Annotated in this window: 17 protein-coding genes; 12 read left to right on the top strand and 5 right to left on the bottom strand. The window is 67.9% G+C overall.

Annotation, left to right across the window (positions count from 1 at the left end; all coding sequences use genetic code 11):
* Window positions 1-490: 490 nt before the first annotated feature.
* The 12 genes from ACFQZ6_RS10595 to ACFQZ6_RS10540 all read left to right on the top strand — a co-directional run bounded on the left by ACFQZ6_RS10595 (window position 491) and on the right by ACFQZ6_RS10540 (window position 11,878).
* A complete protein-coding gene (locus ACFQZ6_RS10595) occupies window positions 491-652 on the top strand; it encodes a hypothetical protein (RefSeq protein ID WP_381606997.1) in 162 nt (53 codons plus the stop codon).
* A gap of 88 nt (window positions 653-740) precedes the next feature.
* On the top strand, window positions 741-1,952 hold the full coding sequence (locus tag ACFQZ6_RS10590) for a JmjC domain-containing protein (protein ID WP_381606995.1): 1,212 nt from the start codon (window positions 741-743) through the stop codon (window positions 1,950-1,952).
* Complete coding sequence (locus ACFQZ6_RS10585; protein ID WP_381606993.1) at window positions 1,886-2,758, top strand: aldo/keto reductase; 873 nt, start codon at window positions 1,886-1,888, stop codon at window positions 2,756-2,758. The genes ACFQZ6_RS10590 and ACFQZ6_RS10585 overlap by 67 nt, the downstream gene beginning before the upstream one ends.
* A 314-nt stretch (window positions 2,759-3,072) precedes the next feature.
* Window positions 3,073-4,080 (top strand): NAD-dependent epimerase/dehydratase family protein, encoded by a 1,008-nt coding sequence (locus tag ACFQZ6_RS10580; RefSeq protein ID WP_381606991.1) that lies wholly within the window; start codon window positions 3,073-3,075, stop codon window positions 4,078-4,080.
* Complete coding sequence (locus ACFQZ6_RS10575) at window positions 4,077-4,787, top strand: phytanoyl-CoA dioxygenase family protein (protein WP_381606990.1); 711 nt, start codon at window positions 4,077-4,079, stop codon at window positions 4,785-4,787. The genes ACFQZ6_RS10580 and ACFQZ6_RS10575 overlap by 4 nt, the downstream gene beginning before the upstream one ends.
* A 38-nt stretch (window positions 4,788-4,825) precedes the next feature.
* Entirely contained in the window at window positions 4,826-5,827 is a 1,002-nt protein-coding gene (locus tag ACFQZ6_RS10570; protein WP_381606988.1) for a glycosyltransferase family 2 protein, read from the top strand.
* Window positions 5,824-6,879, top strand: coding sequence for a glycosyltransferase family protein (locus ACFQZ6_RS10565; protein WP_381606986.1), 1,056 nt, complete (start codon window positions 5,824-5,826; stop codon window positions 6,877-6,879). Before ACFQZ6_RS10570 ends, ACFQZ6_RS10565 begins: the two co-directional genes overlap by 4 nt.
* A gap of 17 nt (window positions 6,880-6,896) precedes the next feature.
* On the top strand, window positions 6,897-8,099 hold the full coding sequence (locus ACFQZ6_RS10560) for a polysaccharide pyruvyl transferase family protein (protein WP_381606985.1): 1,203 nt from the start codon (window positions 6,897-6,899) through the stop codon (window positions 8,097-8,099).
* Window positions 8,100-8,209: 110 nt separating this feature from the next.
* Window positions 8,210-9,232 (top strand): NAD-dependent epimerase/dehydratase family protein, encoded by a 1,023-nt coding sequence (locus ACFQZ6_RS10555; RefSeq protein WP_381606983.1) that lies wholly within the window; start codon window positions 8,210-8,212, stop codon window positions 9,230-9,232.
* Window positions 9,229-9,984 (top strand): HAD family hydrolase, encoded by a 756-nt coding sequence (locus ACFQZ6_RS10550; protein WP_381606981.1) that lies wholly within the window; start codon window positions 9,229-9,231, stop codon window positions 9,982-9,984. The genes ACFQZ6_RS10555 and ACFQZ6_RS10550 overlap by 4 nt, the downstream gene beginning before the upstream one ends.
* Complete coding sequence (locus ACFQZ6_RS10545; protein ID WP_381606978.1) at window positions 9,981-10,880, top strand: glycosyltransferase family 2 protein; 900 nt, start codon at window positions 9,981-9,983, stop codon at window positions 10,878-10,880. Before ACFQZ6_RS10550 ends, ACFQZ6_RS10545 begins: the two co-directional genes overlap by 4 nt.
* An 8-nt stretch (window positions 10,881-10,888) precedes the next feature.
* The gene (locus ACFQZ6_RS10540) at window positions 10,889-11,878 is read left to right on the top strand and encodes a glycosyltransferase (RefSeq protein ID WP_381606976.1); all 990 of its coding nucleotides are present in this window, start codon (window positions 10,889-10,891) and stop codon (window positions 11,876-11,878) included.
* Between the two features lie 10 nt (window positions 11,879-11,888).
* On the opposite strand, the gene ACFQZ6_RS10535 is transcribed toward ACFQZ6_RS10540, so the two are convergent.
* The 5 genes from ACFQZ6_RS10535 to ACFQZ6_RS10515 form a co-directional block, all read right to left on the bottom strand.
* Window positions 11,889-12,719, bottom strand: coding sequence for an RNA methyltransferase (locus ACFQZ6_RS10535; protein WP_381606975.1), 831 nt, complete (start codon window positions 12,717-12,719; stop codon window positions 11,889-11,891).
* Window positions 12,720-12,905: 186 nt separating this feature from the next.
* Window positions 12,906-13,745: a phosphotransferase gene (locus ACFQZ6_RS10530; protein ID WP_381618198.1), complete on the bottom strand. Its 840-nt coding sequence runs from the start codon at window positions 13,743-13,745 to the stop codon at window positions 12,906-12,908.
* Between the two features lie 32 nt (window positions 13,746-13,777).
* Complete coding sequence (locus ACFQZ6_RS10525) at window positions 13,778-15,214, bottom strand: helix-turn-helix domain-containing protein (protein WP_381606973.1); 1,437 nt, start codon at window positions 15,212-15,214, stop codon at window positions 13,778-13,780.
* Between the two features lie 148 nt (window positions 15,215-15,362).
* Window positions 15,363-16,091 (bottom strand): HAD family hydrolase, encoded by a 729-nt coding sequence (locus tag ACFQZ6_RS10520; RefSeq protein ID WP_381606971.1) that lies wholly within the window; start codon window positions 16,089-16,091, stop codon window positions 15,363-15,365.
* Window positions 16,088-17,605, bottom strand: a complete 1,518-nt coding sequence (locus ACFQZ6_RS10515) for a helix-turn-helix domain-containing protein (RefSeq protein ID WP_381606969.1) — start codon at window positions 17,603-17,605, stop codon at window positions 16,088-16,090. Before ACFQZ6_RS10515 ends, ACFQZ6_RS10520 begins: the two co-directional genes overlap by 4 nt.
* Window positions 17,606-18,161: the final 556 nt, after the last annotated feature.

Raw genomic sequence — 18,161 nt, 5'->3', positions numbered from 1 at the left:
GCAGGGCCCACACCGCGTTCCCGCGTTGAAACGGCTGAGCGTCGCACGGCACACCGAGCAGTGCCGCTCCACCTCGCCAGCCATCCCGGTCTCACCTCTAGGTGATCAGGCCCATCTCCAGCTGTTCGACGTCCCGCAGATCTACTTTGCCGCGCGGTTCCAGCGTCCAAACCCACCGGCCGAGGCTCAGTATGGGCTCTGCCAGGCCCAGGGGGAATCCCGTGCGGAGGCCCGCCGTCGCTGTGTTCGAGTCTGTCCAAAACCCACTGGATCACGGAAGAGATATCACGGCCGTGATGTGCGACTGCCGACCGCCTGAAGCAGGTTGGGCTCGGGGGTGAGCGAGGGCTGGTGCAGGAAGACGACCAGTGCCCGGCACCGCGTTTGGCCCGACCTCTGCGGTTCCAGCCGGACAGCTCCCCAGGTTCGACCTAGCCCCCAGGACCGCCCAGCGGAGCCCCGTTGGGCAATGAGGTGGAAGGAGTACGTGGTGAAGGAGAACGCACCCCCGGCGCCTGGTGGCCTGCTCGTGGCCGTCGAGGTTCTGAAGGCCGTACACAACCGCAACGACACCAGCGCCTCCGACCCGTCGCAGGGCGGCGGCGGAGACGGCCCGTGGCCCGGTGGCGACGGCCTGAACCACCCCGTGTAGCAGCCAGCACACGACCGTACGGGGACCGTGTGATCCGGCGCGGTCCCCGTACCGGACAGTCCGTTACCACTCGAACGATGGGGAGACCATGGAGCACCGACTGATACGTGGCATCGAGCAGGCGCTGGGGTGGGACGGCCCCGAGGGTCTCGGAGGAGCCTTCGCCCGCGGCAGCCTCACGGACACCGTGCTGACCGAACGAATGCTGACCCCACAGCGACTGCTGGACATGACGATGCGGCGCACCCTCGCCCACCCGCAGTTCCGCATGTTCCGCGACGGCGAGGAACTGCACCCGCGCCGGTACCTCCACCAGGAAGTCAGTCGTCGGGGCCAGAGTGTCGACATGGTGGACATGCGGCTCCTGGCGGGCCTGCTCCGCGAAGGCGCGACGATGGTCCTGGACCAGTCCAACGTGTTCGATCCCACGATGGAGGTCGCCTGCCGGGCCCTGCAGTGGTGGTCCCGCGAACACGTCCAGGCGAACATCTACCTCACCACGAACGAGGCCGCCGGCTTCAGGCTCCACTGGGACGACCACGACGTCGTGATCGTCCAGCTCGCCGGGGAGAAGGAGTGGGAGGTCCGTGGGATCTCACGCCCCTACCCGATGTACCGCGACGCGGCACGCAACGATTCCCCGAGCGAGGAGATCGTCTGGGCCGGCACCATGAAGACGGGCGACGTCATGCACATCCCGCGGGGCCACTGGCACCAGGCCACGCGCAACGGACGCGGCTCCGGGCAGAGCCTGCACATGACACTCGGGTTCGAGAAGCGCACCGGGGTGAACTGGCTGTCCTGGCTTGCCGACTGGTCTCGCGAGACCGAGATCTTCCGCCATGACCTCGACCGATGGGGCAGCGTGAACGAGCAGAAGGTCCAGCAGCGGCTGTTGACCGAAGCCACGGTCTCGCTCATCGGATCGCGCAGCCCGGCGGACTTCCTGGCCTCCCGTGAACAGGAAGTCGCTCCGCCCCGGCACGTGCCGTACGTCGACTTCTTCGGCCCCCTGACGTCCGTCGTCTGCATCACCAACTTCCCGCCGCGCATCGTGGAGCTCGGCGAGGCGGTCGAGGTCGTCGCGGCACGCAAGAAGCTGACCTTCGCGGTCAAGGCGCTCCCTGCGCTGCGGCTCTTGCTGAGTGGCCGCCCCGTGCACATCGAGGAGGCAGCCAGCCAGGTCGGTGCCGAAGTGGAACAGGTCGCGAAGATCCTGACGGAGGAGGAGCTGTGCGCGCCCCTGACCGCAGAATTGCTCTCGGGCTACACCGATCTCGTCACCAGCGCGACCAACTGACCAACGCGCTCGACCTGGGGATCACCGCGATCGACACGGCCTTCAGCTACCGCGGGTTCGCCTCCCACACGATCCTCGCGGACATCGGGCGCGGCCTGCTCGACCGCTTCACGATCTCCACCAAGGTCGGCTTCTTCCCACGGCCAGGCGGGGCCGAGCACTCACTCGACCCGGCCCGCCTGATCGGGGCCCTGGAGCAGACGAACCGGGTGCTGGGTCGCGCACCCGACCTCGTCTTCCTTCACAACCCGGAGCACAGCCTCCGGGATGCCGTCACGGGGCGTGCCCACGACGCACTCGCCCGGGCATGCGCCGTACTGGCGGACGCCACGGACAAGGGGCTCTGCGGGGCGTGGGGCGTCTCCACCTGGGACCCGTCTCCGTTGGCCGACGCGATCGACACCACCGTGGCCAAGCCAGCCGTCCTGATGGTCAGGTGCGGCCTGCTTGTCGGCGTTCACACGCTTCGCGCGGCGGACTTGCTCGCCCACCGGTGGGGTGATCACAGCACCCAGGTGTGGGGCATGAGCCCTTTCAGCGGAAACGCCCACGACCCGGTGTGGAGCAGGTTCGACGCCCGTGTCTTCCTACGAGAGCGTCCGGACCACGTCACCCAGGTGCAGGCAGCCTTCAGGACGGCCTATGCCCTCCCGAGGGTGAGCACAGTCGCGGTTGGTACCGACAACCCCGTCCACCTTCGCGAACTTGTCGACGCGCTGACCTTCGAGGTGGACGAACAGGCGGTCCTCCAGTACCGAGACCTCCTGCTGGGCGGGGCAAGGCAGGACGCTCATAAACGCTCATAAGCAGGTGGACGGTTCGCCGTCATCGTGGAGTGCGAGCCAACTGCCGAGGCTCCACATCTCGCGGTGGCTCCCGACCGAGGTGAAGCCGTGCTCAGGCAAGGGACCACGTCTGGCGAGTGCCAGACGATGACCTTGGCGCTCTTCCTGGCCAGCAGTTGCGTTCGCCGTTGCTGCAGCGGTCAGGGGCCCGGGTGCCGTCGTCGAGGATGCTGACCAGGCCGCCGGTGAACTCAACCCGGACTGGGCTCGGATGTCTGACCCCCGTAGCAAGCCCCGACTTTGCAACCTGGCTACGAAGGATGAGATGAGGCGCTATGAAAACCTCCCGAAGGAGGAACAGGCCGCACTCGGATTGGGGCGGTCCCATCCGGCGTGCCGTCGTCACCGGCGGCTGTGGGTTCGTCGGCTCGCACCTGTGCGACCTGCTGCTCGACAGCGACGTAGAGGTGGTGTGCGTCGACAACTTCCTGACGAGCAACGGGGACAACGTCGCGCACTGCCTGTCGGACGGCCGCTTCGAGTTGCTGGACCACGACGTCACGGAGCCGATCCCGGTACCTGGTGAGGTCGACCTGGTCCTCCACCTGGCGTCACCGGCCTCCCCGCAGGACTACCTGCGGCTGCCGGTCGAGACGCTGGAGGCAGGTTCTCTCGGAACCTTCAACGCCCTGGAACTGGCTCGGCGGAAGCTGGCCCGCTTCGTGCTCGCCTCCACCTCCGAGGTGTACGGGGACCCGCTCCAGCACCCGCAGCACGAGTCGTACTGGGGGAACGTCAATCCGGTGGGGCCGCGCAGCGTGTACGACGAGGCCAAGCGGTTCGCGGAGGCTGCGACGATCGCCTACCGCACGACACACGGCGTCGACACCGCGATCGTGAGGATCTTCAACACGTTCGGGCCACGGATGCGCACGAAGGACGGGCGGGCCGTACCGACCTTCATCCGCCAGGCGTTAGCGGGTGACCCGCTGACCGTCACCGGCGACGGCTCGCAGACGCGGTCGCTGTGTTACGTCGGCGACACCGTACGGGGCATCCTCGCCGTCGCCGCAAGCAGCCACCCGGGCCCCGTCAACCTGGGCAACCCCGCCGAGACCACGGTCCTGGACCTCGCACACCTGGTGCGGGACCTGAGCCGGTCCACCGCCCCGATCGAGTTCGTCGCCCGACCGGTCGACGACCCGGGGCGCCGCAGACCGGACATCACCCTCGCCTGGGAACAGTTCGGCTGGAAGCCGGAGACCGATCCCCGCAAAGGACTGAGCACCACCGTCGACTGGTTCGCCACGCAGCTCAACGACACCGCAGCGAGGGAACGATGACGCGACACGCACCTCGTCACGCGGGGACTGACGAGACGCCGTTACAGAACGCCCGATTCGACGGCGGGCTCCAGGGCTTTCGTACAGATGGCTACGCGGTCCTGCGCCAGAGGATCACGGGGAACGTACTTGAGGCTCTGCGGACTGAGGCCGACGACCTGGTCCGGCGCTTCACCCAGGACGGGTTCCGCTCGGACGACTACTGGTACTTCACGCCCTCCGGCACGGACGCGCCCGTCCTCTACCGCATCCACAACCTGGAGAACCAGGGCTCTCCGACCGCGACACGGCTCTACACCGGCGGAGGTCCCCTGCACTCGATGGCCGCCTCCGTCCTGGGTGGTCCCGTGCGTGCCACCGCGTGCGCCATGATCGTCAAACTGCCCAGGGTGGCCGCCTCGGTGCCCTGGCATCGCGACCGCACCGACGTTCCGCCGCACACCGTGTGCAATCTGAGCGTCTTCCTCGATGACTCCGACGCGGACAACGGATGCCTCGAATTCGTCCCCGGCTCACACCTGTCGCCCGACGACGAGGGGGCCGGGGAGCTCCAGGCCCGAGGCCCGGTCCACGCCCTCCCACTCTCGGCCGGTGACGTCGCCGTACACGACGTGCGCATTGGCCACGCCTCGCGCCGTAACCACTCGGGGCGGATCCGGCGCAGCATCGTCATGGAGTTTGCCCCCGCTGATCTGGAGCTGGCGTGACCAGCCCCAACCCCGCTGGCCGGAGCCCGAGAGTGAGGGTGGCCACCATCACGGTGGGCACCAACGAGCGCCGCTGGCTGGAGCGTTGCTTCGCCACACTCGTCGACAGCGACACGCCCGGCATAGACCTGACGGTCTGGTACGTCGACAACGACTCCAACGACGGCAGCACGGCGTTCGTCGGGGACCGCTTCCCCGAGGTGCGTGTCATCCAGAACCGGAGCAACGTCGGTTTCGCCCGCGCCAACAACATCGGCATGCGGGCGGCGCTCGACGACGGTGCTGACTACGTGTTCCTCGTCAACCCGGACACCCGGACACCGAAGTCGCTGGTACGCGATCTGACCGAGTTCATGGAGATTTGGGCCGACTACGGCGTTGTCGGTCCCATGCAGTACGAGTACGACGAGTCGGGCGGCACCGCTCTAAGCGCGTACAACGACTGGTCGAAGACGGCTCTGCGCTGGGGCGAGCAGCATGCCTTCGCCGGCGACTGGCCGAACCACCCCTCACCTGCCAGCCCGCCCGAAGGCCGTGCCCCGAACACCCTGGAGCACGCCTACGTCCAAGGGGCCGCCTTCTTCGTCCGCGCCGAGCTGTTGCGCACCGTCGGACTCTTCGACGAGGTCTTCCACACGTACTACGAGGAGACCGATCTGTGCCGTCGCGCTCGCTGGGCCGGGTGGCGCGTCGCCCTCAGGCTCGACGTCGGGATACAGCACTTCGGTGGCGGCGGAACCGCGGGCAGCAACTACCGGCGTCTCCAGATGCGCCGCAATCGCTACTACTACCTCCTCACCGACATCGACTGGCACGCGCTGCCCATGCTGCGGCTGGCCAGTCGGTGGCTGAAGAACGATCTGCGTGGGCGTGGCGTGGGTGGAGTGACCAGCTGGTGGCGCGGGAGTTGGGAGACCGCCGAGGCCGTGTGCTGGCTCGCGCGCCGTGCACCGTTGATCAGGGCCCGCCGCCGCGCCCACCGCCAGCTCGGCCGGCAGACGGTCGGTGCCGGTCGTTCGCAGGCAAGGAGCGCGCGATGACCACACCCCGGATCCTGTTCGCCGGTGTATTCCACTGGAACGCGGGCTCCAGCCACATGATCGCCGAGTACGCCCGGGTCGCCTCAGAGGTCGGATGCGAGGTCGGCGTCTCCAGCCGACTGTCACGCCTGGACGGCACGGTGAACGTCCACCTGCGGCTCGTGGACGACCTCACCTGGGCCACCCACCTCGTCCTCGTCTTCGAGGGTCGGCAGTTCCTTTCGACCGAGCAGCGTGAGCTGTGCGAGGTTGTGCCGCGCTGTCGGCGCATCATCCTGGACCCCGACGGCCACTGGGGCCCGTACGTCACCGCTGACCTGGACGACAACGCGGGCGCGGACACCATCGAGTCCTGGCACAAGCTGTATGCCGACCTCAGCGACGTGATCCTGCAGCCCCACCTCTCTGAACGGCTGCCCGACGGAGCCGAGTTCTTCAGCTACTTCGGCATGCCGGACATCCACCGCCTCGCCACAGACCTCCCGGACCCACAGTCCCTGGCGTACGAGCTCCAGTACGTCGGCGCGAACTGGTGGCGCTGGGAGGCGATGACCAGCCTTGTCCGGGCCGCAGCCGCGGCCGAACCACCGATCGAGCGCATCCGGGTGTGTGGACGCTGGTGGGCGGGCGACCCGCACCCCGACCACCTGACCGCCACCACCAGCGATCCCGGCTGGATGCAGGATCACGGTGTCGAGGTGGCGCCGCCCGTTCCGTTCGGGCACGTGGTCGCCGCCATGTCCCAGGCAGCGATCACACCGGTGCTGGTCCGTCCGCTGCTCGCACAGATGGGGCTCCTGACCCCCCGCATGTTCGAGACCCTCGCCTCGGGCAGCATCCCCGCGCTCTGGCCCGGCCTGGACTACCTGTCCGAACTCTACGGCGATGACGCGGAGCTCTTCCTGCTCGGCGACGGTCCGGCAGACACCCTCTCCCGGATGGTGCGCGAGCCGGCTCGGTACCGCGAGCGCCTGGCGGCCGTCCAGCTCCGAGTCCACGAGCGCTTCAACTACCGGGCCCTCCTGGCCGAACTCATGCGGTTCACCCGATGACCACTGTGAGGTCCGCTGTGTCCAACATCTTGATCACCGGTATTACCAGCTGCGAGAGCCGGGGTGTCGAGGCCCTGGCCCGGGCCATCACCGAGCAACTGAACCGCGAAGGCGGCAACAGGGTCACCGTCCTCACCCAGACCCCGGCGCTCGACGAGGAAGCCCTCGCCCCCGCCGGTGCCCGCTGCGCGGCCGATCCCTTCGTCGTCTCCCGCTCCTGGCAGCAGATGCGCCCTCAGGAGAGCCCCGCCGAACTGACCGCACGCAGCGAACAACTGCTCGCCGAAACCGACCTGCTCATCGCCACCGGGGGCGACCTGCACACCTCTGACTACGGGGTCTCCACACCGTACCTGCGGGCTTTGACCGCCGCTCAGCAGCGGGACATCCCGACAGCGATGATCGGCCAGTCCGTCGGCCCCTTCGACGATCCCGCCGACGCCGAGGCCTGGCTCACGGTCGCAGCCCGGTGCGATCTGCTCAGCGTCCGGGAGAGCGTCTCCCGCGGCTACCTCACGGGCAAGCTCGGCCTTCCCGAGCACCGTGTGCAACTGTCCTCCGACCCCGCCTTCCTGCTGCCGACAGCCACCGCCGAGCGGACCTCGGCCGTGCTCGGACCCCTCGGGCTCACCTCCGAGGACCCCTACATATGCCTCGCCCCCAGCCAGGGCATCACCCGCTTCAGCGGCTTGGGGGAGGCACAGCACGCGGCCGCACTGACGCGATTGGCCACCGCTCTCGTCCGCACCCGCAAGATGCCGGTCGTCCTCGTTCCGCACTGCCACGACTCCCGACCCCACAACGACGACCGGATCCTGGCGGCCCGCATCGCCGAGGCCGCTGGCATGTCCCAGGTCGTGGCGCTACCCGGCGCACTGACGGCCTCCGACTACAAGGGCGTGCTCTCCCGCGCAGAACTCGTCATCTCCGAGCGCCTGCACGCCGCGATCGGTGCGCTCTCCGGTGGCGTCCCCGCGATCGCGATCGGGCACTCGCACAAGTTCAACGGCGTGCTTGCCGAGACCTACGGCGACACCGTCGACGTCGACGACATCCACGCAGACGTCCGGGCCTTCGCCCGGGACAACACCGTCATCGACCGGATCGTCCACGACACCGACGCGACCGTGCTGCGCACCACCCTGCAGCAGCGGCTCCCGCTGATCACGGACCGCGCCCGCGGCGACTTCGCCCAGATCAGCAGGCTCCTCACGTACTGAACTCCCCGGCTCCACGCACGGCTCGTCCGCACCGCATCCCGCACGACCCGCTGTGCACCGCTTCTGGACAGCAGCGGGGACCGACTGACGAAAAGGGAGACACGACAACCATGCCCACGCATTTGGTGTCCGGCGGCGCCGGCTTCATCGGGTCCCACCTTGTCGCATCCTTGATCGAGCGCGGCGACGACGTCGTAGTCCTGGACAACCTCGACGGCGGCAAGACCGAGAACGTGCCTGCCAGCGCGACCCTCGTCGTCGGCTCGGTCGCCGACCAGGCCACCGTCGCCGAACTCTTCGCCTCGTACCGCTTCGACGGCGTCTACCATCTGGCAGCCTTCGCCGCCGAAGGCATCAGCCACGCCGTCAAGCACCACAACTACTCCGTCAACGTGCTCGGCAGCATCAACCTGATCAACGCCTCACTGGCCGCAAAGGTCAGGTTCTTCGGTTTCGCCTCGTCGGTGGCCGTGTACGGCCATGGACACGTCCCGATGCGCGAGGACGAGCACCTCGTCCCGGCCGACAGCTACGGCAACGCGAAACTCGCCGTGGAGCGTGAACTCGCCGTCACCATGGAGCTTCAGGGCCTGCCGTACTTCGCGCTGCGCATGCACAACGTCTACGGCGAGCGGCAGAACATGGGCGACCCCTACCGCAACGCCGTCGCCATCTTCCTCAACCAGATCATGCGTGGCGAGCCGATCAGCGTGTACGGAGACGGCAGCCAGGTCCGCGCCTTCACCTATGCCCCGGACATCGTCGGCACCTTCCTCTCCGCGTCCGACCAGCCGAGCGCCTGGGGCCAGGTCTTCAACGTCGGTTCTTCACAGACCGCCACCGTGCTGGACATGGCGCACGCCGTACGCGCCGCGATGGGTGTCCCCGACCACCCGATCAAGCACCTGGCGGCCCGCCACGAGGTCCACGCCGCGTACACCGACAACAGCCTCGCCCGTAGGGCGCTCGGCGACTGGACCGACACCCTGCTCACTGACGGACTGCGACGCACCGCGGCCTGGGCCCGCGAGCAAGGCCCTGTCGAACCCGCGACCTCCCTCAGCATCGAGAACGACACCGCGGAGAAGCCCGAGTGGTTCGCCTGGGCCTCGGGACGGACGGTCACGTCATGAGGGCCAGCACGCTCGCCGTCGACGTCGGCGGCGTCCTCTACTACGACGAACCCTTCGACCTCGCCTGGCTCCAGGGCGTCTGGGAGCTGGCGCAGGAGGACGATCCCACCCTCACCATGGACGCCTTCCTCCAGGCCGTGCGTGACTTCTACCGCCACCGCACGCCTGGAACACCCCCACCCAGCCTCTTCCCACCCAACGGCACGAAGAGCTGGCAGTGCGTCCGCGAACGCTGGACCTCGCTCGTGCAGCCCATCCCTGGAGCCGTCGACGCGCTTGGCCAACTCGCCGGCGAGTACGAGACGTGCATCGTCGCCAACCAGCCCCTGGAATGCCTCTCCGCCCTGGGCGCCATGGGCATCGAGCAACAGGTCCGGCTGGTCGCACTCGACTCCCTCGTCGGCTACGCCAAACCGGACCCCCGGCTCTTCGAGTGGGCCCTGGACCGTCTCAACTGGAAGCCGGAACACACCGTGGTCGTCGGCGACCGGACCGACCACGACGCTGCTCCGGCACTCGCCCTCGGCTGCTCGGCGGCGATCGTCAACGTCGACGGCGGATGGAGTGCACCAGCCGAGGTCGATCCCGAGATCGAGGCCGTCTACCGCGGACTGGAAACCCGTCAGGGCTACACCAGCGAGGGCAGCGCGAGGTACTGGTCCGTCGCTGCCCTCGGAGACCTGGCCGATGTGCTCTGGGCCGGGGGTCGCGAAGAGTGTTGCCCCTGGCCGAGCCAGGAGGTGCACCCGTGACTCTCGGCGCCGACCTGCCCCTCACCATCGTCATCTGCAGCAACCGCCCCGACAGTCTGCCGGGAGCTGTCGCTCGAACCGCCGCGGCGATCGGGCCCCGAGACCGCCTGCTGATTATCGCGGACATGCCCACTCAGCAGCTTCCGCCGGTGCCCGAGAGCTCCTCGCTCCCCCCGTCCTGCGTCCGCGTCATCTGCAACGACGAGAACCAGGGACTCGCCTACAGCCGCAACAAGGCCATGAAGGAGGCCGCGACGCGACACGTTGTCTTCCTTGACGACGACATAGTCCCCACCGCTGAGGCCCTGACGCAGATGCGGGTCGCTCTGGCCACCGGCGCACACGTCACCGGGACGCGGATCACCGCCCATCTTCAGGGGCGCCGTCGCCCGTGGTTTCTCACCTCTGGTCAGCTGCACTACCTCGGGTCCCACGCCCCTACCTGGCCAGCGACGATCTGGGGCGGCAGCTTCGCCATCGACTCCGAGCACGCCCGCCTGCTCGGAGTCGCCTTCGACGAACGCCTCGGCCGGATCGGCACCTCCCTCACCTCCGCCGAGGACACCACCTTCGTCCGGGAGATGACCGCCCGCGGCGCCACCGCGACGGTCCTGCACGACGCCGAGGTCCGACACCTGATCCCCGCCCATCGGCTGACCCTTGCCTATCTGTTGCGCCGCGCCTTCTGGCAGGGGCGCAGCGAAACCCGGCGTAACGACGCGCGGCGAGGCATCAGGAAGGAATGGGACCGTAACCGGTCGGGAGACGGCGCCCGTCCACTTCGGGACGTCCTCGCGGTGCTCTACACCGCCAGCGTCCTCATTGGCGTCTGTTGGGAGGCCATCACGTGGCGCTGGGCCGGCGCCGCCGACCCTGGACCCAGGGGCGACCGATGAAGGTGGCCATGGTCGTTCCGCCGTACCGGTACGGGGCCGACCCCACCCAGTGGATCACCGTGCCACCCCAGGGCTACGGCGGAATCCAATGGGTCGTTGCCACGCTCATGGACGGCCTGCTGGAGGCCGGGTGCGAGATCCTGCTGCTCGGAGCCCCTGGAAGTCCGGTACAGGACGGTGTCACGGTGTCCCCCGCGGTCAAGACAACGGACATCCACGTCGCCATCGAGGCGTTCGCCCCGGACGTCGTCCACGACCATTCGAACGCCGCCGCGCTTCCACCCGGCGGGCTCAGGCCGACGGTGAGCACGCACCACCTCAACGGCGTGCCGGAGGGCCAGATCAACGGCGTGTACCTCTCCCGGGCACAACGCATCGCCGCGGGGTCCGAGTCCGCCCCGGTGATCAGACTGCCGGTCAACGCTTCGCGATATCCGTTCCAGGAAGCGAAGGACGACTACCTCCTCTTTCTGGGCCGGGTCTCCGCACACAAGGGCGTACGCGAGTCGGCCGCGTTCGCGCGCGCCGCCGACCTGCCGCTGACGGTCGCCGGACCAGCCTGGGAGAAGGACTACCTGGACGCTCTGCTGGCGGACTTCCCGCACACCGTCCGCTACGTGGGAGAGGTCGGTGGCAGCGCCCGTACCCGCCTGATCGCACGAGCCCGAGCGCAGCTAGTGCTGTCACAGCCCTGGGGAGGACCGTTCAGCGGACGATGGGTCGAACCCGGCGCCACCGTGGTCTCGGAGGCCGCCGCCAGCGGCACCCCTGTCATCGCGAGCGACAACGGTTGCCTGCCCGAGATCGTTCCCGGTGTCGGGACGGTTCTGCCGGTCGGGCAGGAGATCACGCCCCGAGACGCGGAGCGGGTGCTGGGATCGCTGCCTACGGCCCAGGCCGTGCGCGAAGCAGCGGTGGACCGATGGAGCCACCACACCATCGCCCGCCAGTACCTCGCGGTCTACAAGAGAGCGGTCAGCGGCGAGGTCTGGACGTGACCTCGGCAGATCACGCCGTACGCTGCCTCGCGAGACGCTGACGGCGCGTCTCGTAGAGAACGACGGAGGCGGCGTTCGACGCGTTCAGGGAGCTGGCCGAGCCCGTCATCGGAATGCTGACCACGTGGTCGCAGAGCTCACGCCAGGCCGCACTGAGGCCCGCGGTCTCGTTGCCGATCAGCAGCAGGACCGGCTGGGTCAGGTCGAATTCCGAGACATCGGCGTCGCCGTCCTCGTCCGTGCCCACGACGGCCACCGGGCGCCCCTGGGAGCGCTCCTTCTCCAGCCACTCCATGACCTCGTGGTGCGACTGGCTGCGCACCACGGGCACGGCGAAGAACGACCCCGTGGAGGCACGCACCGACTTGGGGTCGTAGGGGTCCGCAGCGTGCCCCGTCACGATGAGCCCGTCGGCACCGAATGCGTCGGCTGAGCGCACGATGCTTCCGATGTTGCCGGGCTGGGTGGGTCGGTCGAAGACCAGACCGAGGAAGTCGTCGTGGACCTTGATCCGTGACAGGCTGTCCGGCGCCATCTCGACCACCGCCAGGACCTCCGGAGCACCGTCGGCCTTCTCGCTTAGCTCGGCCAGTAGCTGCGGCGCCATCGCCACGCGTTCGGCACCGACACGGCGCAGCAGGTCCTCAGCCCATCGGGAGAGTGGGCGGGTGGCGTCGTAGAGGAGGGAGCGAATGGTCCAGCCGTGCTCCACGGCCATCGTGATCGGACGTACGCCCTGGACCAGGAACTCCTTGGCCCGCCCTCGCTTCGTGCGGTTGTTGAGCAGCGTCTGCAGCTGCTGGAAACGGGCATTGCGGGTCGAGATCCGCTGTACTGCCACCCGTCCTCCAAGCCGAAGATGATCATTACGGACCCGGTCGTCTCGTCCCAGTGGAACTGAGCAGCGGGCAACCCGAAGGTTACACGGACCAGGCCGTCACCCAGGGTGTCCGTCCGGTTGCGTCAGGCGTCTCCATCCGAGCCCGTACCGGAGACGGCAGCTGGTACCGGAGCGACTTCGGACTCTTCAAGCCGAGCCCCATTTCGCTTGGCCGTCCAAGTTCCTCAACGTCTCAATGCGATACGACAGCTGGTCGGCGGCGGCCGTGTCTCCGCGATCCGCGCGCCGAATGAAGGAGCCGAGCGTGTGCAGGTCTCGGATGCCGACCAGGACCGGGAGGCCCGGCCACTCCCTGATGTCGTAGCCGTACCGGAGGCTGAAGTCGTCCAGTTCTGCGGAGGTGCGCCCGAAGCGGACCCCTTGGAACGTGTTGGCCAGATCGATCTCGCGAGGTCCGACCGCCGCCTCGTCCCAATCCCCGAGCCTGATGCTCCCATCGTCCCAGAGGGTGTTGCCGGGGTAGGCGTCGCCGTGGATGTGGCCGTAGCCCAGGCGGAATTCGAGCCCCGCGTAAGCGTTCAGGAGTTCCTGCCTGCGCTCCATGAGCCACGTTCGCACGTCGGGCCCAAGGTACGTGCTGGATTCCACGGTGGCCTTGAGCGACGCAAGGGGCTGGTACTGCGGCAGCGTCACTGATGGGGTCGGCAGGGAGTGCAGGGCACGTAGAAGGTCCCCCAACCGGCCGGTCGGGGGTCGGCCGTGCCCGGGCTGGGGATAGTACCGCCAGAGCGTGACGGCGTAGGGCTCGTACGCCACCGGCTGGGGCACGTCTGCTGGTTCTGTCGCCGGAAAGCCGTTCGCGACGAGCCAGCGCGTGAGCGAGACGGCCGTCGCGAGGTTCTGCTGCTGCGCGACGGGGCTCACTCGTACCACCATGTCCTCCGCTGACAGGAGGAACACGGAGGTGGCGTGGTGGTGAAGAGGGGCGAGGGACCGGTCTGTCAGACCTGATGCCCGGCAGGCCATGCGGGCGGCGGACTCAGGAGAGACCGTCAATGTCATGAGGTGAGGGCCTTCGCTCGGGTGTCGATCGCCTGGTAGCCGCGGGTGGCGTCGGCAAGCTCGCGCACAACGCGGTTTCCGGCGAACCGTGGGTCTTCCAGAAGCCTAGCCACTCCTTGCACCGCGTCGCCGATCTGTCGGATGCGACGGTTCACCGGCAGTTCCAGGATGGGGTGGAGCTGTTCGCCTACTCCCTCGATCTCGCCCGCCGCAATGCGTGCGGTGACGATGTCGATGCGTGCCAGGGACTCGTCACCGTACGAACGCTGCTCCGCCGGGCCTGTCGCGTACAGTTCGATCGCCGCGGCGGCGTGGTGCTCGGCCAGTTCGTGCTCGCCCAGCAGGGCGTACGTCCCGCCGATGTAGTACTCCTGCTTGGCTTCCGGGAAGGTGAGCAGCCCTCCGAAACGCGTGAGTCCGTCAGGGTCCGTGTGTTGGTCACGGGCGCGTTCGAGTTCCCGGAGCGCGGTCAGTGCTGTGTTCCGGTCGCCGATACGTGCCGCTGCCCTGGCCTTGATGGCGGCGGTTCTGATCCGCGTCTCACCGTCGGGAGCGTGTCGGATCGCCTGTTGCGTGTACTCCAGGGCCGTGAACCGGTGAGTCGACCACTCGGCGATCAGTGCAGCTGTGCCCTTGACCCATGCCCGGAGATCGTTGTGGTCGGTGTGATCGGCTAACGTCCAGGCCGTCTGGAGCTGGGCGATCGCCGAATCCTGGTCACCGAGGTTCTGTGAGGCATGGGCGAGGAGCAGGCAACACGTGCCGGCGAGGAGGTACAGCTCGCGGGTTTGCGCTGGCGGCTGTTGGCCGCTTAGGAGCGAGAAGATCCGGTCTCGCGTAGACAGCAGGTCGTGGAAGAGCGGGTGGAGAGGAGCGTGAACGTAATCGGTCGCGATGTGGGTGATCTTGGACTCCAGCGCCTCCAGCTCGACGTCGCTCACGTTGCTCCTCGTGACCTCTTCCGTGAACCGCAGCGACTGCGACGCGGCCTGTGCCGCGAGTTCATGCAGGTTCCCGGTCCGTTCGCCGGTCGCGACCTGAAGGTCGGTTACTGATGGACCCCGGTGTGAAAGGGGAACGTGCGACACAACCTCGCGGTGCTCGCGGAACGGCGGCGGGAGGAGGGCATCAGGCGTCTCGATGCCCCTGAGGAACCGGGCGACCTTGTCGAGGCTGGTCAGACGACGGGTTCCGGCTTCGAGCATCGACAGGAAGCCTTGGCTTAGCCCGGTCAAAGCAGCCATGTCGTCCTGGCGGAGCCTGGCCCGCTCCCGGACGAGGCGGCTGACGCGACCGAAGTCCCACGCCGCGATAGCTTTTTGAACCTCTTCGTCCCGCCAGACGGTGTCCGGTACCTGGGGTTCGACGCGGGAGGCAAGACGCCTGCCACGTGCGCAGGTGGCACACCGGTCCTCGTCGTTGTACTGGCTCAACCGGCATCCGCAGTCGGCACACACGCGAGTGTGCTGTCGCATCGCACCCCCGTCTCTCGTCCGCGCACGTCAGGGTACGAGGGGTACGAGTAGGCCGGTATCACACCTGTAATACGCGCAGTTGACGTCTGGTGCTGTCCGTCTCGCCTCAGCTACCGGAGGCCGTCGCGGTGGCTATCGCATCCAGGAGCCGCGGGACGTCCTCGAGGCCGTCGAGGACCACGTCAGCTCCGGCCGAGGTGAGTTCGGCGGCGGTTGTCTTGCCGGACGCGACCCCGATCACCGGAGCGCCTCCTTCGAGTCCCGTACGGACGTCTTCGAGGGAGTCTCCGATGATCACGGTGTTGGAGCGGGCGAACGCCGACCCGTACTTGGCCTGGGCCCGCTTCTGCGCGACGGCGACCAGGGCGGGGCGGTGGTCGTTGTCCGAAGAGTAGCCGCCGATCTCGGTGTCGAGGTACCTGCCGAGGTCGAACGCTTCCAGTTTCAGGACCGCGTTTGGCTTGAGGTTGCCCGTGACGACGGTGGGCACGAGGTTCGGCTGCGCGCGGACCGCCTCCAGGGCTGCGACGGCGCCGGGCATGAGGACGCCTTGCTCACGCAGATCCTCTGAGTGTGCCGCGAGACGGTTGGGAAGGAGTTCCACCATGCGCGGCACCAGGTGGGGGACGTCCGGTTCCGGGACGCCGTTGTCCAGGAGGAGGGATCGGATGGCGAGGGGCATGGTCACGCCGGTTCCCCGTGCGGGCAGGTGTTCTGCGGGGCGCCCGACGATCTCTGCGAAGGCTTCGCGATAGACCTGCCGGTCGATGTCGCCGACGTATACCAGCGTGCGGTCGATGTCCCACAGCACAAGGACCCTCGGGCTCTCCGTCAAGTTCGGCTCCCTGTTCCCGTCGCGTCGGCGGCTCGTTCCAGTACACCTTGAGCGTACGGGTTGTGGATCACAGGCCGGAGGTGGCCGAGCATGACGTCGATGTGGTCGTTCAGGCGGGTGGACTGAAGTTGGTCAGCGAGGTCGAGGGCCTCGTGCGCCGTGACGGCTCCGGCTTCGAGATCGCCGTTGGCGAAATGGGCGGTCGCGGCACGAGAGAGAAACAGACCCCTGGTCCGGTGGTCACCGGGGTTGAGGGCCTTCCGCGCCTTGGTGAAGCTGGCAACCGCGCTCCGGGCATCACCGAGGTCCAGATGGCAACTGCCGGTCTGTCCGTGGATCTCGCCTTCGTTGATCCAGTACAGCCAATCCGGATCATGCTCTGAGCGGCCCTGTGCGCAGAGTTCCGAGGCACGCCCGAGCGCGGCGAGTGCGGCCTGCCCTTCGCCGAGCTTCGCGTGCCCGCGCGCCTGTCGAGTGAGCAGCATGGCTTCGAGGGCGGGCGTGCCGAGTTTCCTGATCTTCTCCCGTGCTGTGTGGGCCGCGGTGACTGCGTGATGCGGCGCCCCCGTGGAGTAGGCGTGGATGGCGATGTACGAGAGGGCACCGGCTCCGAGCCGGATGTCCCCGGAGGCCTTGGCAGCACGGAGAGCGGCGTACAGGTAGCCGAGGGTCTGCTCGCGTTCACCGGAGTCGAAGGCGAACCAACCTGTCTGGGTCGCCGTGTCGGCGATGATCGCCGCGAGCCGCTGTCCCGTGGCCATGTCGTATGAAGTACGGTCCACAAGGTGTCTGAGGAACTTGAGGTGTGTGTTGCCCAGCTCGGTCAAGGCGCCGCTGCCACTACTGGCGTCCATGGTCCGCAGGCCGTCGGTGGTGCGCTGCAGGCTGTCGAGTAGCCCCGGAGTAAGTCGGCTTCCCTCGGCGACGCGTTGGAGAGGCTCGACTTCGGCGCGGTCCCACTGGTTGACGTAGGCGGTGAGTGCTACGCCGCTGGCGGTGAGGAATCGTCGGCGTTTCATTGTGTTCCCTCCTACCGCGGTATCCAGTGCTGCCACCATGCGAGCCGAGGTCCAGGGCAGGGTCGGATCGGCGTCGCCGGGGTACTGCGTCAGGGGTTCCCGCTGGGCAGGTAGGGGCGCCCGGGGGAGGGGCAGCGGCACCAGTTCGTCGGGTACGGCAAGGCCCGCGAGGAAGTCGACGATTTTGTCGATGTTCGTAAGACGGCGGCTGCCCGATTCCAACATGGACAGGAATGCCTGACTCAGGCCGGTGAGTTGTGCCATGTCCTCTTGGCGAAGACCGCCGCGGAGCCGAACAAGACGGCTGGCTCGACCGAAGTCCCATACCGAAAGGGCGTCCCGGACGTCCTGGTCAAACCAAACGTGCTCCGGAACGGTGGGGTTGCTTGCCTCCCATGTTCGTAAGCGAGCGCAGGCGGAGCACAGTGTGTCCGTGTTGTACTGGCTCAGGGGGCAGCCGCATCGGTCACAACGTCGCTGCGCAGGCTGTAACACCTTGCCTCCCCTGACCGAGTACGCGGCCGACAGGCCCTTGTCGGAACCGGAATCACCTAAGTGATATCACCCTCGGAATGTGCGTAGTCGCCGTTCGTTGACCAGCCTTGGGGAACCAGAGAGCGTCCTGGTGACAGAAGTCGCCCGGATCGCGACCCAGCCAGTGCGCCCCGAGGTACGGGAGATTCCGGTGATTGTCTCTCCAGGTCGGCTCGAAGCCGCCTCTGATCCGCTTGCCGACCAGCCGTCGGCGTTAGGTGCCGCGCTCCGGAACGGCGAGTCCCAGCCCAGTCGTCCCCTGCTGGTGGGTTCGACGTCACCGGACCCGAGGCAAACCGCACTGCCGTGGAAGCTTCAGCTCGGGATGAGTCCGCCTCGGCAGCTCGAAGCATCTGACGTCGTGCAGGTGGGGCTGCTGTTGGGGCTGCGAGCGGTGGAGCGCCTGCGCGAGCGGAGGCTTCCTGTTGGCCCGGTCCTTTGCTGCATCAAGCACTCCCTGGTTCACATCCTCGTCGAACCGGGGACGGTGGACCGGTGGCACGCGCCGCAGACCATG

Origin of the sequence: Streptomyces flavalbus (assembly GCF_042674625.1) — a bacterium.
Taxonomy (GTDB): Bacteria; Actinomycetota; Actinomycetes; order Streptomycetales; family Streptomycetaceae; genus Streptomyces; species Streptomyces flavalbus.
This window is presented reverse-complemented; position numbering and strand designations above follow the sequence as displayed.

Excerpts from the sequence above, each read along its gene's own strand:
- ACFQZ6_RS10575 (WP_381606990.1), top strand. The coding sequence starts at position 4,077 with ATGACGCGACACGCACCTCGTCACGCGGGGACTGACGAGACGCCGTTA.
- ACFQZ6_RS10590 (WP_381606995.1), top strand. The coding sequence starts at position 741 with ATGGAGCACCGACTGATACGTGGCATCGAGCAGGCGCTGGGGTGGGAC.
- ACFQZ6_RS10540 (WP_381606976.1), top strand. The coding sequence starts at position 10,889 with ATGGTCGTTCCGCCGTACCGGTACGGGGCCGACCCCACCCAGTGGATC.
- ACFQZ6_RS10580 (WP_381606991.1), top strand. The coding sequence starts at position 3,073 with ATGAAAACCTCCCGAAGGAGGAACAGGCCGCACTCGGATTGGGGCGGT.
- ACFQZ6_RS10530 (WP_381618198.1), bottom strand. The coding sequence starts at position 13,745 with ATGGCCTGCCGGGCATCAGGTCTGACAGACCGGTCCCTCGCCCCTCTT.
- ACFQZ6_RS10550 (WP_381606981.1), top strand. The coding sequence starts at position 9,229 with ATGAGGGCCAGCACGCTCGCCGTCGACGTCGGCGGCGTCCTCTACTAC.
- ACFQZ6_RS10555 (WP_381606983.1), top strand. The coding sequence starts at position 8,210 with ATGCCCACGCATTTGGTGTCCGGCGGCGCCGGCTTCATCGGGTCCCAC.
- ACFQZ6_RS10565 (WP_381606986.1), top strand. The coding sequence starts at position 5,824 with ATGACCACACCCCGGATCCTGTTCGCCGGTGTATTCCACTGGAACGCG.